We start from the raw sequence: 15,600 nt of genomic DNA on the forward strand, positions 1-15,600 counted from the left end.
CTACATTTCAAGCCTTTAATCGACGTTCAAACGCCTTTGGAAGGAGTAGCGTAGCAATCACACCTATAACTATCACCGAAACGATGGATACGGTCAGATGCAATATCGGTATACCAAAAATATTATAAGATACATATTTTTCGATTAAGGATGTGCTCATGATTACACCTGATGGCAAAAAATCTATCCAATCACCAACAACACCTGGCAGTGAGAAATAAGGCAACATGACTAAACATGCCGCTAGTCCAAGAGTACTTAGACTGCTCCGAAACAAAGCGGAGATCAGCGCAGTCAATAATAAAAGGCCACATGCTGCTAGCAAGGTTACGGCATATTTTAAGAGCATGCCCTGAAGCTGGGTTAAGTCATATGGGCTCTCTACAAAGTAACTATTCAAGGGCGCATTCCAACCCACGAAACCAAATGGCAAACAAGAAAATAATACACATACACCGTAAAAGAGTGTCACAAAGCCACCGGTTACTATAAATCCCGCTAACAATTTTGCAGTAACAATCTTCAATCTTCCATATTTACTGGATAGAATAAGTGAATCCATTCTGTAATTTGCCTCACCGGAATATAGTGGTGCCAAAGCGAAGACTAGAATCAGACCTATCAGCATGTTGCCTACACCCGGGATTGAAAAAAATCTGTACAGAGATCCCCAGTCATTTGTCACATAAAATCCTGGCGGCCGAATTCCTTCCAGCATTGAAAGTCTTTTCGTAACATCTTTTAATACATATGACCCTTGATCCTGCCTCTCCAGCAGAGCTTTCTGCCCTCTTAAATCGTTCAAATTTTTATTGAATAGATCCAGACTATAAGCCGAAGCTGCATAACGCTGCTCCAGAATTCGAGTCATTTTTTGCTCTTTAGATCCCACGCTATCCTCGGCATATTCTTCTTTAAGCCTTGGTGCGTATTTAAGAGCTAACTCTGGTTGAATCGGTCCCGTATGTGCAGCAATAACTTCGGGTTTTTCCTTATTTACAACCAACAGACTATTTGTACCGGATGGATAGAAGCTGATAAAATAGAAAATTGCAATCGCCAAACCTCCTGCTATGGAAATCCAGACTCTAGGAATCATGATTTTACGGAACTCAAATATAATCAGACGTCTCATGCGAATTATCCCCTCCGAAAGTAGTGCATATATACATCCTCTAGTGAAGGATTCACTAACCTTGCGTCCTCACATGGTGGATCTTTACTAACTACCCGAAGCGCTAATCCGTTATCTGTCTGCTGTACGTTAACCACAGTACCCTTTTCTTCGATTTGAGCGAGCATCCGTCCAGGGATATCTGCCTCCCAAACCTCCCCTTCCAAATCAAAGGTCAAGTCCTTAATCGTTCCTTCACGGAGTAGCTCTCCTCGCCCCATCAGAAGCACCTGCTTGGCGATATGATCGACATCGGAAACGATGTGAGTTGACAAAATAACAATACGCTCAGCTGAAATTTCAGAAATCAGATTTCGAAATCGCACGCGTTCCATAGGATCTAACCCTACCGTCGGTTCATCCAGAATGAGAATGCTCGGATGATTAAGCAAAGCTTGAGCGATGCCGAGTCTACGCTTCATGCCGCCGGAATACTTTCCGCATTTTTTATCCATCTCTCCAGATAGATTCACCGTTTGAGCCAACACCTCTATACGGTCGCCTGCCTCCTTCTTGGACAGCCCCTTTAGAGCGGCAACATAATACAAGAAATCGCGAGCTGAAAAATGATTGTACATCCCCAGATCTTGTGGCAAATAACCAATCTGAGCCCGGTACAAATCCCCCATCTCATCCTTGTTCTGTTCATTCAGCAGTACCTTTCCACGAGTTGGATATAGAACATCTGCTACAATACGCATCAATGTCGTTTTTCCTGTTCCGTTGGGACCTAGAAGGCCATACACACCTGGAGACATAGTAAGGTTAATGCTATTCAGAATCCGCTTCTTGCCGAAATTATGTTCTATACCTTGCAGCTTAAGCTCCAATCAGAAAACCTCCTTTTCTCAGCATTCTGGATTGAAAGATCATAGCCACCGTAAAAATAACTACTGACAGAATAGTGATTCCTATCAATCCAAGTAATTGGACGGTGGTTGCCCAGTTCACTACCACTTCTCCTGAAAAGAGAAGCATCCAAAAAAAAGGCAGCATGGAGAGCACAGTCGTCAGATGTCTAAAATTACGGATCTGCCCAGACAATACTAACGCTGCAGCCCCATTGATTAGAATCGGAATAAACCATAACAGTGTTGTACGGAACACCTGTTCATGATCCCTTACTGGGAATGCCATTGCGGTAACACTAAGGTTAAGCAGTATTGAAATCACACCTGCTATAAGGAAGCGTGCTTGTACATACTTATGCAGAGGGATTCGAAAGCTCCGTGCAAGTTCACCCATCCCACAGAGTGTATTACGCGCCGTATGGGAGACGACCACCAGTAAAGGCATGCAACCCACAATAGACAAAATAAACATAGGACTGACCATCTCTGTAACACTTAGAACTAGATATCCAATTACAAACAAGATCACGCCAAGTACAAGCTCTCTCCACCATCCTTGTGAAAAAAGAATCTTTATCTGTTGCCGAACCGATAGAGGAACTGGCGATTCCTGCCCCGGTAAAGCTCGCTTGGAGCTTCTCCATCGATTCATTGCTTCTTCTGCAAAACCGTCAAGTAGCGGCGGTTCAGGAATATACTTAATATGAGTCACGATCTCATTCAGTTCCTCTAACGTCATCTCGTGCTGTAAATTCAATTTCATGTAATCTTGTTCGTTACGTTGAGTGCTCATTTCTTTACTCCTTTCTTAAAAGGGTGGGATAAATCATTTGGCTTGGTCTGCTTAAGTAGCTCACGTAGTTTCAATAAAGAGCGGCTCACCCTAGATTTCACTGTAGACTCCGGTTCATGGGTTATTGCAGCTATTTCTGTAAACGTAAATTCATATTTATACCTTAATAAGAGTGCATCTCTTTGATCGTCTGGAAGTGAGCAGATTGCGGCGTATACCGTTTTAACCTCTTCACGAAGTAATATGCCTTCTAAAAAATCTTCGTCAACTGTGATCTCATCAGATATGCTTTGGTTCAACTCTGCTTGCCGAGTACTTTTACTGCGAAAATAGTCAATGCAGACATTTTGTGCGATTGCCATCAGCCAAGCTCGAAAGCTTCCGTGTTCATTTTGATAGCTGTCGAGCTTAGCCCATGCTTTTTCATATACGGTCTGTGCAAGATCCCAAGCTAATTCATCATTATGTATTTTCCATCTGATAAATCGATAGACATCACTATAGGTATGCCGAATTAATAACTCCACGGCTGCTTCATTCCCTTGCTGTGCTTCTACGATCCATTTGTCCTCGCTAATCTCAATTCCCCTCCAATCTTCCACTCTACTACATATAACGAAATCACCTATGAAGTAGACGCATCCTACTATGTACATTTTTACTAGAATCCATAATTCCACATAAAAAAGCCACCCAGAACACGGTTCTGACTAGCCTAAAATAAGATACGATCCAGATACAACTTACCTATCCACCCCAAGCATCTCCAGCCCAAGCCGTACACGAATATCTTCTGCATTCTCAGTTAAATAAAGAGCGTAAGCTTTTATAATCGGCGTGTCTAACTCACATTGAAGTTGAAATAGCTTCTGTTGATCGAGATAAGGTTGTGCTATAGATCGTGGTAGAAATCCAAAGCCCGCCCCTAGTAGCAGCATGTCCAGCATAATCATCGAGTGATCAGTCTGAAGCATAGGCACATAGCCGGCTCCAACGATACTAGTAAACCATTCCGGAAACGGACCTCCCCACTCTAAATGACAATACTGCCGCTGAAAAAAATCCTCCCTGCTTACAGGCGTTTCTCTTAATTGTGTGGAGACCAGAATAATCTCATCTTCAAACAGGAGATGTCTGGTCACCTTAGGATGTTCCGGCGGGTCATATTTAATAGCAACCTGGACTATTCCATCCAGCAAAAGATCACGTATCATATAGCTAGAATCAATATAACTTAGGAATTTGATGGCTACCTTGGGATGATCACGTCTAAATGAAAGAATATGCTGCAGGTAATAATAATGCCATATGGACCCGGGTCCACTCAAAATGATATAGTTCTCCAGTTCTTCGGATAGAGTTACCTTACTCTCTTCAAACAAACGAAGCATCCGCTCAGCATATGGAACAAAAGATATCCCTGCCTGCGTTAAGCTAACATTCCGGTTATCACGTGTAAGGAGCACCTTGCCCACGGAGTTTTCTAAAGCTTTTATTCTTGCGGTAACGGCGGACTGGGAGATATGTAGATGTTCTGAGGCCTTGGTGAAATTTCGAATTCTGCATACCGCCAAAAAAGCTTCTAATTGAGATAAGTCCATGGATAACACCCTCTATGATTCAAAATATTAATGATTACGATCTATAAAATTCGTTATACAAATTATATGTATTCAGTTATGATTTCGCTATATTTTTAAACTTATAAGTGCTGGAGGAATTTATATGGTTAGCAATGTCAGAATCGAACAATTATTTACGATTAATGAATCTATTAATGAGCTTTCAAAGCTTCTAATACAGGTGGTGGAGGATGGAGCCTCAATTGGTTTTTTACCACCCTTAGATCCGTCAGACTCTACATCATATTGGCACAATGTTTTGGCGTCCGATGTGATTCTTTTTGTCGCAACAATGAATGATATTATCGTGGGAAGTGTACAACTACATTTATGTACAAAAGCAAACGGAACGCATCGAGCCGAAATCGCAAAGCTGATGACACACCCTAATTATCGTCGTAATGGTATTGCTCGTTCTCTTATGGAAAAGGCTGAAGAAAGAGCTATGCAGGAAGACCGATCGTTATTAGTGCTAGATACAAGAGAAGGTGACCCCTCCAATCTCCTCTATACTTCTATGGGCTACATACAAGCGGGACGTATTCCAAGTTATGCAATATCAGCTAACGGCGAATTACATGCGACGATTTTTTATTATAAGATCATTGGCTAGACATTTTGAACTTAAAAACATTCTAAAAGGAAGAGTGGCAGAGGGGAAGCTTGGAACTGTAGGAGCGATAGCGCCCGCCTTTGTCTCCGGATTTCAACCGTGAAACACGGTATATAATCAAGAAATCTGGGGACAACAGCGGCCGGAAGTCCAAGCATTCACCGCAGTCACACAATTACCTTATATAGAAAAATCTTAAGTTCAACTAATATAGACATTTGTGAAACACCAAGTTATAGTATTGATAACACTTTTAATAACTATTTTCAAAAGTCTAGAGGTGAATAAAATAAACCAAATCGCAAACAATTCTATTCGTGTTAAAAAGATAAATCAGGAGCTTATCAAGCAAGCCTTGAAATCGATGAAAGAAGGAACCAAATCAACGATTGCAACCGCCACCGGGTTAAGTATTGCCACTTGCGGAAATATTCTGAATGAGCTTATGGAGACAGGTGAAGTCATTGAGACGGAGCTGGAGGCTTCGAATGGAGGCCGGCCGGCCCGAAGATTCATCTATAATGTCGATTTCTCCTACATCGCATGCATCTATGCCAAAATTGAAGATGGCCAACAATCCTTAACCTATGCAGTAACAAATTCCGTTGGCGAACGTGTAGATGATGGATATATCAAGACTGAGAGTATTGACGCTACAACCATTGATCATTTAGTAGGCACACTAATTCAAGCCTATAACAACATCAAAGCCGTTGGTATTGGAATACCGGGACTGGTTCACCGAGGCGTCATCAATATTTGTGATATCAACACTTTAATTCACGCTCCCTTAGAGTCACTCCTCAGAGAGAAATACGAGGTTGAAGTCACAGTTGAAAATGACATGAATCTAACCGTTTACGGATTCTATAAACAGCAGGATTACGAAGAGGATAAGACCATCGTCGTGTTGACCTTTATCAAAGGTGCCTTTCCAGGTGCAGGGATGATGATCGACGGGCATATCCACAAAGGCAATACTAGATTCGCGGGCGAAGTCTCATTTTTACCGTTTGGAATCTCTCGTGACGAGCAATTCATTCGTTTGGGGCAGACAGAAACGTTTATCCCATTGGCAGCTCACACCATCGCTTCATTGACGGCAGTTATTAACCCTGAGACGATTGCGCTCACAGGTGAACAAGTTAGACAAGAGGATGTGCCACATATCTATCAAAGTTGTCTGGCATTCATTCCAGAAGAGCATATGCCTCATCTAATTGTGCTGGATCACCCTGATGATTATTACATGAACGGATTAATTGCGATCACGCTGGAAAGCTTGACCTATTCGTTGCAGCTGGTTGAGAAGCGGCGGTAAGTATTTTTTATGACCCTAACATTTGCATCATGGATTGGATCTAAAACCAACAAGAACTTCAGGAGGAATTACGAATGGCAACAAACAAAGAGAATATGATTGCAGGAAAGCTTTACATGGCTGGTGGAGAAGAATTAGCTAGAGATAGTAAAAGATCCAGAATGCTCACTCGTTTATTTAACAATACGACGGAAGAACAAGGCGAATATAGAGTAGAATTACTTAAGCAATTATTCGAGTCTACGGGTGAATCGTTGCATATTGAGCCACCTTTCCGCTGCGATTATGGCAGCAATATTACTGTCGGAAATAACTTTTACGCCAATTTCGACTGCATTATCCTGGACGTAGCAAAAGTAACGATAGGTGAGAATGTCCTCTTTGGACCTAGAGTAAGCGTATATACCGCTGGCCACCCTATAGATGCGGACGTTCGTATTAGTCTGCTCGAATTCGGTACACCGATTACCATTGGAAACAATGTCTGGGTTGGCGGAAATGCCGTTATCAATCCCGGGGTAAATATCGGCAACAATGTAATCATCGGCGCAGGCTCTGTCGTGACTAAAGATATACCTGACAATGTAATCGCAGTGGGGAATCCTTGCAGAGTGCTAAGAGAAATTACAGAGGACGATAAACAACACTGGGAGAAGCTTAAAGAAGAGTACTACAGAGACATCGAGCAATAAAGATACCCGATTCTGGAGGTTCTCACGTTGAAAAAGCGTTTTGGCGGATTTAATAAGGTTTATGCCATGCAATTGGCTACGATCTTTTTGGGGTTTATTGTGTTTGGGATATCGGAAAATATTAAAGGGCCAGCCATTCCAAGAATTCAGTTTGACTTCAGTCTGGACGAAAAGCAGCTGGGTACCCTTCTATCCCTAAACGCACTAGGTTATTTAATCGCCTGTTCCTTCACAGCTGTATTGGTTCGTAAGTGGGGAATCAAGGCTGTCAGTATTATCGCTTTCGCATCCATGATATTCTCTGGCGTTCTAATTTACATCTCCCATAGCTATCCCCTCTTCTCGGCTTCATACTTCCTGATGTATATTGGAAACGGAATGCTTGAGATTGGACTTGCCATTCTGGGAGCACGTATCTTCGTTAAAAATACCGGGACGATGATGAACTTATCCCATTTCTTTTACGGGTTTAGTTCCACGTTAGCTCCACTAATGGCAACAGGGCTGATGACAGTAAGTATATTCGGTCATACTCTGGATTGGCGCGGAATGTATCTAATAATGCTTAGCTTATCTTTACTGCCTATACTATTTGCCTTACGGAGTACTTTTCCAGGTGACGATCTTCCACATGAAGACCGTATTCCCTTAAAAACACTTGTCCGTGACCCTGCTTTATGGCTAATGGTTCTTATCCTTTCCTTCGGAGTCGTGTCGGAGCTTGCTGTAGGCGGATGGCTCGTAAATTTCCTTGAAAAAGCATACCTGTGGGATACGGTTACTGCTTCTGGGATGCTGTCGACCTTCTTTCTCTGCTTCTCGTTAGCAAGACTCCTGCTCGGACCCGTTACTGATAAGATTGGATTTAACCTATCGCTTATCATCTTTTCAGCCTTCTCTGCCCTGTGTACGTTTGCCGCAATTTTGGGTGGAGAAAAACTCGCATTTCTATTTGCCGCTGCAGGAATCGGGATTGCGATGATTTATCCAACGGTTATGGCTTTTATCGCGAAAAGATATCCACATGGCAGCGACACCGCCATCACATTTACAGTCACTTTAATGGGAGTAGGTAGCGTGATTGGTAACTATGCCATAGGGGCAGTGATCGAAGGTGTAAAGCGGCTTTACGGTGCAGAGACGCAAATAGGCTTATTACGCGGACTTCAAGCCGGTTATGGTTTTATCGGATTATGTGCAGCGATATGCGCAATATCCGGTTGTATTCTATATCGTTATTTACATCGCCGCCAAGAACTTATCTAACCTCATCTATATTACTTAACAAACCTGTCGATTTAATCGGCAGGTTTTTTGGATTTCAACTATAGCTTCCCTGTATGTGCTGCACCGTACGGCGAGCTAAGATCATCAGTTGATGGACTAAGCGACCCGCAGCCCACTCATCAGCTCCAGTATTTTTCTAACAATTTGCTCCTCTTCGTTGCTCACCTTTTCCGTTGCCAATTCACCAAGCTCTGTGTGTTCTCCAACACAAACCGAATGAGCGGAATGTCTTAACATTTCTATGTCGTTAGCATCGTTACCAAAAGCGATAAATTGCTGCATTTCTACGCCTAATTGTTGTAATCCTGTCCATTTATTTATGCCTTTAGGGCTAATATCTATAATGTCCTCTTGACCATGTCTATAAATCACAACAGGTAGTTTATGTAGCTGATCTAATAACTGTTCTCCGTTTAGGCTATTCAAAATAACTATTTTCACAAGCTCATCCAGCTCAGATGGACTTACATTTTTGGCACGTTGTTCTGGATCTACATTTCTCCGAATGGGATGATCATCAGAACCCGAATATGAATAATCCCAGTGACTGTCAATCAAATAAGCTGCATTAAACTCTTCTATTAATTTCAAGAGGATGTCCGAAGTTTGCGCGTCAAAATGTATCGTCGAAATAACCTCTCCACCTTTTGCAATAAATGCACCATTCCCGCCAACCATAGAAAAATGATGCATATGAGCAGGCAACACAGGCAACAAATCACGAATAGGCCGGGCTGACGCAAAAATAACCTCATGACCTTTTTCAATTAGAGTATCCAAGGCTTGTACGATTCGTTCACTCAAAGGTTTGCCGCTAAAACATATGGTTCCATCTAAATCAAAAATAAATTTCATCATCTGTATCCTCCCCTTTTTCTCTATAATAACGAGTTCGTATATAATAGAAAGGACCGATGTCCAAAAAGGAGTACGCAATGAAAACTATTCAGGATCCAAATCTTATAGCACATTACATTACCCAATTTAATCTAAATCAAGTATTTACGATATCAAAACATGCTTTAATTCAGTTACGTGTCTATGAGCAGAATGAAATCATTTTGCATGAGGGAGATGAGCTGGACGGAATTTATTTTCAAGTGGAGGGGCGTACTAAGGTCTCTTCTAGTGTGGGAACGGGAAAATCCTTGTTATTACGGTTCTGCTCACCCTTGTCATTATTCGGGGACATTGAATACGTGCAGGAGGTTGTGGTCCAATCCCAAGTGGAAGCGGTACAACAAACCTCTCTCTTATTTATCCCGAAACAAAAGATTGAGTCTGACCTAATGGATAACCATAGCTTTAAAGATTTATTGCTGAAACATCTTTCTTACAAGCTTCTAACCTGCACATCCGCATCACGGACGAACTTACTAGGCGCTGTCGAGGAAAGGTTTGCAAGTTATCTATTAACGATACAGCTCCAACGGGAGTTTGGAAAAGAAATTCAGACACCCTATATCCCAGATATAGCATCGTTAATTGGGACTACTCCCCGCCATTTAAACCGTGTCATTCAGCGACTCACCGACATGGAGATCTTATATAAAGTTAAGCAAGAAATTGTAGTACTCGACTGGGATCGTTTGGATGAAATGTCTAACGGAATAAGATTTGAATAACCTAAAAGCCCATCATTTAATTGAGGATAAAATGATCGATGTCATCATAACGGATATCGATCTTTTCTCCGTTTCTTTTGACAAGATTTATATACAGAGGAGCTGTATCAACACTTCCGCCACCAACTAATACATGGTAGTCATCATTGATTTCATATTTGCGGATGTACAAACCTGAACCGACGTCTTCAAAGGGATAACCTTCAAAATCCTTCCACGACAACGCCTCGCCTTGCTGAGCTAGATCCCGTATTTCATCCATGGACAATATCGCAGCTTTTTTATCATTACAGGCTGAAAGTATAATCGTCAAAGCAAACAATAACAGCATTATCAAGTTACGCTTACTTCTCATTCATAAACCTCCCAACTCATATTTTGTTATTTATAGGAAAATATAAGGTAATAATATCATAGCTTAGACTAGATGTTAAAAAGGAGTAAAGCCCTTTTGGGGGTGCTTTACTCCTTTTGAAATCTTTAATTGGGAGGGATATTGGATTGGCACCGCAAGCTACAACACCGGAAAATGAATATAAAAAAACAGGTCAGTCATGGTGGTATCTGACCATAATCGACCTGTTCTATGTAAAGCTCTAGCGTTAATTAGGTTATACCTTTCAAACTGTTCATGTTTTGCCATTCGTTTCTTCCTCCTTTGATTTTGGGCATGCAAAAAAAGCTCATTCCTACTCTTGATTCAAGTTGGAAAGAGCTTTTGAAAGTTTATTAAGCATTTGTCAAGTTTTTAAGTGTTTAGTTTGTTGGTTGTATTGTACGATCTTGTTATTGGAGCTGTAACCCCTCACAAGCTAGTTTTTAGGATTCTTATAACACCAATCTGGGTCATACGGTAGCGATTTTAATTTTCTCATATCCTCCCAACTGTAAACCCAATTGTAACCTCCCAACCAATAATATTGTTTGGGATTTAATTTCAAGTATTCATAAACAAAGCTAAAAAGCAACTTCTCGTTTTCATACACATCCTCGATACAACCAACCTGATATAAGCTCAGTGATGGATCCAATCCTGAAAATTGTCCGTTATTATAAAACTCAAGTCCATCGTTCTTAACTCCATCAATATATATTAAAAACTTATTCTCATCAGTATCTGGATTATGCATAATACTTATAGTTGTATATTTGAAGTGATTCTCTTCGGTAAAGTACTTTTCATTCCTGTAGTAAAGCATAGCGTCAGAATGAAACGAGGCTAACATTACTGATGATAGTAAATTATCTGGTGAATATGTGTCTCTTTCAACTAAAAAAAATGATGAGGTTCCCATTTACTTTAAAACTCCTTTCAATTCTTCAAGTGAGTTTACTACGATTGCACCCATATTCTTAATCTTATTCAATTTTTGTAATTGCTCAGGCGCTAGATTAACTAGCGGCTCTTCAATATATACAATAACTTTTCTATTTTCTGGATTCAAAAAATCTTTGTGATTTGTATTTGTATACTTTTCAATTTGGTCCACTTTCAGAGCACCAGCAGAAGCTTTTACTTCAATAATTTCATCTTTTGTCAATACATCAAAATCTCCGGCTGGTGTTTTATCTGCCCTCTGAACCTTTTGTCCAAACCCTGTAACTTCTTTTTGTTCTGAAACAAATTTTGCAACTTTCCCCTCTGTCGCTTTACCTATATTAGGACTATTAAGGAATGTTTCAATATCACGACTAATATTTTTCGGATGTTGATCAACCCAATTTAATTCGTTTCCTGCTGGGTTCGTATATTTCATTTTATTTCCGTCCTTAACTACGCTACCAACATTCGCAGCTTTTGGCGTCCCCTCAATCTTACTACCTTTCACATCCCCAAACCCATTCATCTCATTTATATAATGCTCCTGCACAAATGTTTTGGGCAGTGGATTCGAATCCAGGGGGATCTTTCCTACACTGAAAGGCACACCTTCTGGCGTGCTTAAAAATGGCTTGAATTTCGGGAGTTCAGCCAAGTGTCCGGAATTCTGAAGGACTTTATTAAGGTCTTTCACGCCTTCCATCGCTTTAGTGGCAAAATCTTGTACCCCATCGGCCACTTTTCCTACCTTTGTACCCTTAGTCACAGATAGCCCCGGTACCAATACAGAAGCAGCTGCACCCAGCATGGAAGCCTTTTCCTCCGGCGTTCCTTCATTAAAGTTATGATACATCTTCTTCGCTGCTTCTGCCAATACTTCTGGATGTTGCATGAGATAAGATGCTGTATCTGCCATTTCCTGTGTCGTCTTCTCCGGGTCTATGACAAAATGGAATGTAAACGTCACTGTATCCACTACACCCATAACGGTTTCCTCGATAAGAGATCCTACAAATGCCCGCGTAACCGCATCCGCTTGTACCACTTTTTTCCGCCATTCTGTCATTCCGTAGGTTGATTCCAACCACAAATAATATGCCGATAACGAATTGGTCTCGTTAGGTTTTAATACATGCGCATTAAAATAGTTGAGTGTTATCTCATTTTCATTGTTATATGCGGTAATCGGTGTCCCATCTGGAAGCTCCATCGGCGGAATATTCAGTCGTTCCCCTACGAGTTGGCGCTTAGCCCAGGCTCCCTGATCTCCTGGTTCCATCGCCATTCGGAGCATCAGCAGATACGATTCATTCTGAACTAATGGTACGCTGCTGGTAGTAATCGACGGATCATAATCACACGCCTTAACCACTGGCTTCTTGAAATAACCACTTAGATCCTTACCTGCTTGGTAATGGACTTCGTCTATGCCTAGGTATTCCAGCTTTTGGCGTGCGTCTTCCGCCAGCTTATGCATTGCGTCCATTTGAGTCTTGTTTCCAAACGCTTGATATACTTTATATGCGGTCTGCGCTTTTGCGATTTGATCCCGTGCCTGGTAGATATCCTTCAGCTTACTTTGGGCTGCAATAGAGTCGATCGTTCCCAGTCCGGAATTCTTAACCGTTGTTTGGAGTTTCTGCACCAAAGGATCGCTATTCAACTCATCCCGTCCCATTAAAGCAGCAACCGAGGTGATCAGTTTCGTGACCATCTTCTGGGCATACGTTGGGATCGGAAACTGTCCACTTGCACTGCCTCCCCCAAGTTTTCCGAACATCCCTCCAAGAGTACCAAGCTGCTGAAAAAGTTGATTAGCCTGCCTCTTGTTCTCATCCTGTGCACCTTGAACACCTTTTACTGCAAGACGAATAATATCTTCAAGCTTTTCAGCTTCTACCGTCAGTTCATTGATAAGTGTCTGAGCTCGTATCAAATCTGAACCCAGCGGAATACCACCCCAGTTATTGGTCTGACCTCTCAGCTGCAAGTACAGCCGGTTGGTATCTTGGCTTACCTGTCTGATTTTTGTCTGCAGGCGTTCGACTTCATCTTCTTTAAATACCATTTTGTCCAATGCCATTTATGACCTCCAGTTCTTACACTTAGACCATCCAATGCACTACTTTCTTCGACCCCACAGGTCTTTATGTACTACTTCATTTTTAAAAACTTAAGTATTTGGAGCGCACACCTAACCAATATATCGGCTTAACTTCCCATTATTTTACTTTAAATCCTTTCTTTTAATTTTTTTAATTCTAATTACTGCTATAAGAATAAGTAGACAGCACAAAAACAGGTTGATTATTGTGGTAGCTCCCTATAATCAACCTGCTTAACAGAACGCTATAGCGTTCTGTTATAGCCCCCATAGGATTGATTCTTGTATCTGATGCTTTATATTATTCAATTAACATTGATAGAAATTCTTCGAAGTACTTAAAATGAAAATAATAGAAGGGTTGGGGAAACACATGTGACTTTGGACAAAACAAAAATTGCGGGAGTTTATCAAGGAGAGTAATATGGTTTCTGCAAAAGATGAACAGAATTCCTTAAAGGGCCTATTTACCGAAACGATTCAGGAGATGTTAAAAACCGAAATAGATACTCATTTGGGATATGGCAAGCATGAATTCAGGGCGAAGCTCACACCAAACAGTCTCCACGGAAAGAGTCAGAAAACGGTAGTCAGTGAGCAAAGCAGGAAATCGTTATCCCTCGAGACTGTCTATGGTAGTTTGAGCTTCTTGTCGTTAAAAAGCATCCATCGCACAAAACGTGATCGAAGAACAAATTAGTTACCTTACCTGTATATGTTGACTGGTCGTCACCAGATTTCTTTTCCGCATCGTAATCGTCGTTGCAAGTGTCTGTTAAGTTGCGGTCAAAGTCCTATTCTTTGCTTTCACCTTTGCTATAGTTGTCGTGCTATTCATCTTGAAAGGTGCGATTATGTCTTCATCTCCCTCACTATCTCTACAAGGTAATCTACAGTTGCGAGTAAATTTGAAAAAACCGCAAGAAAGCGAACATAACAAAAAAACAGGTCAATCATGGTGGTATCTGACCATAATCGACCTGTTCTATGTAACGCTTCAGCGTTAATTAGGTTATACTTTTCGAGCATTACTGTACGCACAAACGAAATGGCTAAATCTTTATACGAGTATTACATGGGTTAAGTCTGTTATTGGTTGAATGATGGGTTCATTCGGCACTGGGTAGCCCCTGAAAAGAACTTAGAAATAGCCTAACCATTATGCTTTAATCCGTCAACATTTCAAGGAACTCTTCAAAACTTTCACTTACTAAATACGTTACCGGTTCTAGTTCACCTGATTCTTCATGATCCCATACACAAACAGCCGGAATCTCATTAGAAACCTTAAAGTCTAAGCATAGATATTCTCCTGAAAATAATATAGCAATTGGGAGTAATTCTACTCCTACTAAATCTTCATTTTCAGTTAATCTATCTTCAATACGAGTTAATGTTACATCAATATCATATATACCGAACTCATTACTATCTGTTTCTTCAAGAACACAAAGAAACCTATCTATTGCATATGAACGTTGGTTTATTAAAAACGAGCGATATTCTGGAACTCCTCCATTGTATTTTTTTAAAAGCACCTTATATTCTATCGGTAATTTAACTCTCCACATGCTCTCTTCTTTATCCAATAATGAATCTATTGGTAAAGGATAAACAATTGTATCTTCTTTTATATTCATACTCGCTCTCCTCTCACATTATCGTGGAGCATCTGCCCACATACCTGTAGTTCTTCCTCCATTATGAGGCACAATATCATGTATACCAGTTTCAACTAATTCCATTTTACCTGGAATTTCAGTGTGATGCCATGTCATTCCTGGTCTATTTCCACCTATCATTTCATCATGCCACTTGAATTGTTCTGCATCTGAAGCCCTCCACAGTTTGTCTGGTAGTGCTAAATGCCAGCAACGGTTTTTGTATTTCAAAACTTTTTACAGAATCCAATCCCTTGGGAGGCTTTAGACCTCCGCCTCCTGTAGGAATCAAAGATTTTTCTACCGGACCATTCAACAACGTTACCATTCCCAGACTGTTGAGCCAATGATCCGCTGACCATGCTTCGTCTGGATTAAATGCTCCCTTCGCCATCTCTACTGTTCACAACCATCACTATCGCTGCAGGATATTCTACATTTACGAGTAAATTTGAAAAAACTCAAGAAAACGAAGATAATAAAAAACAGGTCATTCATATGGTAGTATCTAACCATAATCGACCTGTTTTTGTAAC

Annotated in this window: 18 protein-coding genes; 6 read left to right on the plus strand and 12 right to left on the minus strand. The window is 40.9% G+C overall.

Annotated elements, in window-relative coordinates:
* Positions 1 to 7: 7 nt before the first annotated feature.
* The 5 genes from NSQ29_RS18095 to NSQ29_RS18115 form a co-directional block, all read right to left on the minus strand.
* On the minus strand, positions 8 to 1,135 hold the full coding sequence (locus NSQ29_RS18095; protein ID WP_076283344.1) for a hypothetical protein: 1,128 nt from the start codon (positions 1,133 to 1,135) through the stop codon (positions 8 to 10).
* Between the two features lie 5 nt (positions 1,136 to 1,140).
* The gene (locus NSQ29_RS18100) at positions 1,141 to 2,004 is read right to left on the minus strand and encodes an ABC transporter ATP-binding protein (RefSeq protein WP_341125752.1); all 864 of its coding nucleotides are present in this window, start codon (positions 2,002 to 2,004) and stop codon (positions 1,141 to 1,143) included.
* Positions 1,994 to 2,818: a hypothetical protein gene (locus NSQ29_RS18105; protein WP_340968369.1), complete on the minus strand. Its 825-nt coding sequence runs from the start codon at positions 2,816 to 2,818 to the stop codon at positions 1,994 to 1,996. The genes NSQ29_RS18100 and NSQ29_RS18105 overlap by 11 nt, the downstream gene beginning before the upstream one ends.
* Complete coding sequence (locus NSQ29_RS18110) at positions 2,815 to 3,498, minus strand: RNA polymerase sigma factor (protein WP_081392992.1); 684 nt, start codon at positions 3,496 to 3,498, stop codon at positions 2,815 to 2,817. Before NSQ29_RS18110 ends, NSQ29_RS18105 begins: the two co-directional genes overlap by 4 nt.
* Before the next feature lie 63 nt (positions 3,499 to 3,561).
* On the minus strand, positions 3,562 to 4,419 hold the full coding sequence (locus tag NSQ29_RS18115; protein WP_341125753.1) for a LysR family transcriptional regulator: 858 nt from the start codon (positions 4,417 to 4,419) through the stop codon (positions 3,562 to 3,564).
* Between the two features lie 124 nt (positions 4,420 to 4,543).
* On the opposite strand from NSQ29_RS18115, the gene NSQ29_RS18120 reads away from it, so the two are divergent.
* The 4 genes from NSQ29_RS18120 (at position 4,544) to NSQ29_RS18135 (ending at position 8,332) form a co-directional block, all read left to right on the plus strand.
* The gene (locus tag NSQ29_RS18120; protein WP_341125754.1) at positions 4,544 to 5,053 is read left to right on the plus strand and encodes a GNAT family N-acetyltransferase; all 510 of its coding nucleotides are present in this window, start codon (positions 4,544 to 4,546) and stop codon (positions 5,051 to 5,053) included.
* 280 nt (positions 5,054 to 5,333) lie between these two features.
* On the plus strand, positions 5,334 to 6,374 hold the full coding sequence (locus NSQ29_RS18125) for an ROK family transcriptional regulator (protein WP_341125755.1): 1,041 nt from the start codon (positions 5,334 to 5,336) through the stop codon (positions 6,372 to 6,374).
* Between the two features lie 74 nt (positions 6,375 to 6,448).
* Entirely contained in the window at positions 6,449 to 7,066 is a 618-nt protein-coding gene (locus NSQ29_RS18130) for a sugar O-acetyltransferase (RefSeq protein ID WP_042186427.1), read from the plus strand.
* A gap of 66 nt (positions 7,067 to 7,132) precedes the next feature.
* Positions 7,133 to 8,332: an MFS transporter gene (locus tag NSQ29_RS18135; protein ID WP_042193534.1), complete on the plus strand. Its 1,200-nt coding sequence runs from the start codon at positions 7,133 to 7,135 to the stop codon at positions 8,330 to 8,332.
* A 117-nt stretch (positions 8,333 to 8,449) separates the two neighbouring features.
* Here NSQ29_RS18135 and NSQ29_RS18140 read toward each other — a convergent pair whose 3' ends face one another.
* Complete coding sequence (locus tag NSQ29_RS18140; RefSeq protein ID WP_341126787.1) at positions 8,450 to 9,208, minus strand: HAD family hydrolase; 759 nt, start codon at positions 9,206 to 9,208, stop codon at positions 8,450 to 8,452.
* Between the two features lie 80 nt (positions 9,209 to 9,288).
* On the opposite strand from NSQ29_RS18140, the gene NSQ29_RS18145 reads away from it, so the two are divergent.
* On the plus strand, positions 9,289 to 9,978 hold the full coding sequence (locus tag NSQ29_RS18145; RefSeq protein WP_341125756.1) for a Crp/Fnr family transcriptional regulator: 690 nt from the start codon (positions 9,289 to 9,291) through the stop codon (positions 9,976 to 9,978).
* Between the two features lie 16 nt (positions 9,979 to 9,994).
* Here the strand turns inward: NSQ29_RS18145 and NSQ29_RS18150 are convergent, their stop codons facing one another.
* The 3 genes from NSQ29_RS18150 to NSQ29_RS18160 form a co-directional block, all read right to left on the minus strand.
* A complete protein-coding gene (locus NSQ29_RS18150) occupies positions 9,995 to 10,333 on the minus strand; it encodes a hypothetical protein (protein ID WP_341125757.1) in 339 nt (112 codons plus the stop codon).
* A 457-nt stretch (positions 10,334 to 10,790) separates the two neighbouring features.
* On the minus strand, positions 10,791 to 11,273 hold the full coding sequence (locus tag NSQ29_RS18155) for a hypothetical protein (protein ID WP_341125758.1): 483 nt from the start codon (positions 11,271 to 11,273) through the stop codon (positions 10,791 to 10,793).
* Positions 11,274 to 13,382 carry a hypothetical protein gene (locus NSQ29_RS18160; protein ID WP_341125759.1) on the minus strand — a complete coding sequence of 703 codons (2,109 nt, stop codon included), beginning with the start codon at positions 13,380 to 13,382 and terminating at the stop codon, positions 11,274 to 11,276.
* Positions 13,383 to 13,827: 445 nt separating this feature from the next.
* On the opposite strand from NSQ29_RS18160, the gene NSQ29_RS18165 reads away from it, so the two are divergent.
* Positions 13,828 to 14,103 carry a hypothetical protein gene (locus NSQ29_RS18165; RefSeq protein WP_341125760.1) on the plus strand — a complete coding sequence of 92 codons (276 nt, stop codon included), beginning with the start codon at positions 13,828 to 13,830 and terminating at the stop codon, positions 14,101 to 14,103.
* A 466-nt stretch (positions 14,104 to 14,569) separates the two neighbouring features.
* Here NSQ29_RS18165 and NSQ29_RS18170 read toward each other — a convergent pair whose 3' ends face one another.
* The 3 genes from NSQ29_RS18170 to NSQ29_RS18180 are packed head-to-tail and all read right to left on the minus strand — an operon-like array spanning position 14,570 to position 15,458.
* Positions 14,570 to 15,043 (minus strand): SMI1/KNR4 family protein, encoded by a 474-nt coding sequence (locus tag NSQ29_RS18170; protein ID WP_341125761.1) that lies wholly within the window; start codon positions 15,041 to 15,043, stop codon positions 14,570 to 14,572.
* Positions 15,044 to 15,061: 18 nt separating this feature from the next.
* Positions 15,062 to 15,181: an HNH endonuclease gene (locus NSQ29_RS18175; protein WP_445739167.1), complete on the minus strand. Its 120-nt coding sequence runs from the start codon at positions 15,179 to 15,181 to the stop codon at positions 15,062 to 15,064.
* A gap of 28 nt (positions 15,182 to 15,209) precedes the next feature.
* Positions 15,210 to 15,458 carry a hypothetical protein gene (locus NSQ29_RS18180; protein ID WP_341125763.1) on the minus strand — a complete coding sequence of 83 codons (249 nt, stop codon included), beginning with the start codon at positions 15,456 to 15,458 and terminating at the stop codon, positions 15,210 to 15,212.
* Between the last annotated feature and the right edge of the window lie 142 nt (positions 15,459 to 15,600).

It is taken from the genome of Paenibacillus sp. FSL F4-0236, from assembly GCF_038000135.1.
In the GTDB taxonomy this organism is placed as follows: domain Bacteria; phylum Bacillota; class Bacilli; order Paenibacillales; family Paenibacillaceae; genus Paenibacillus_AQ.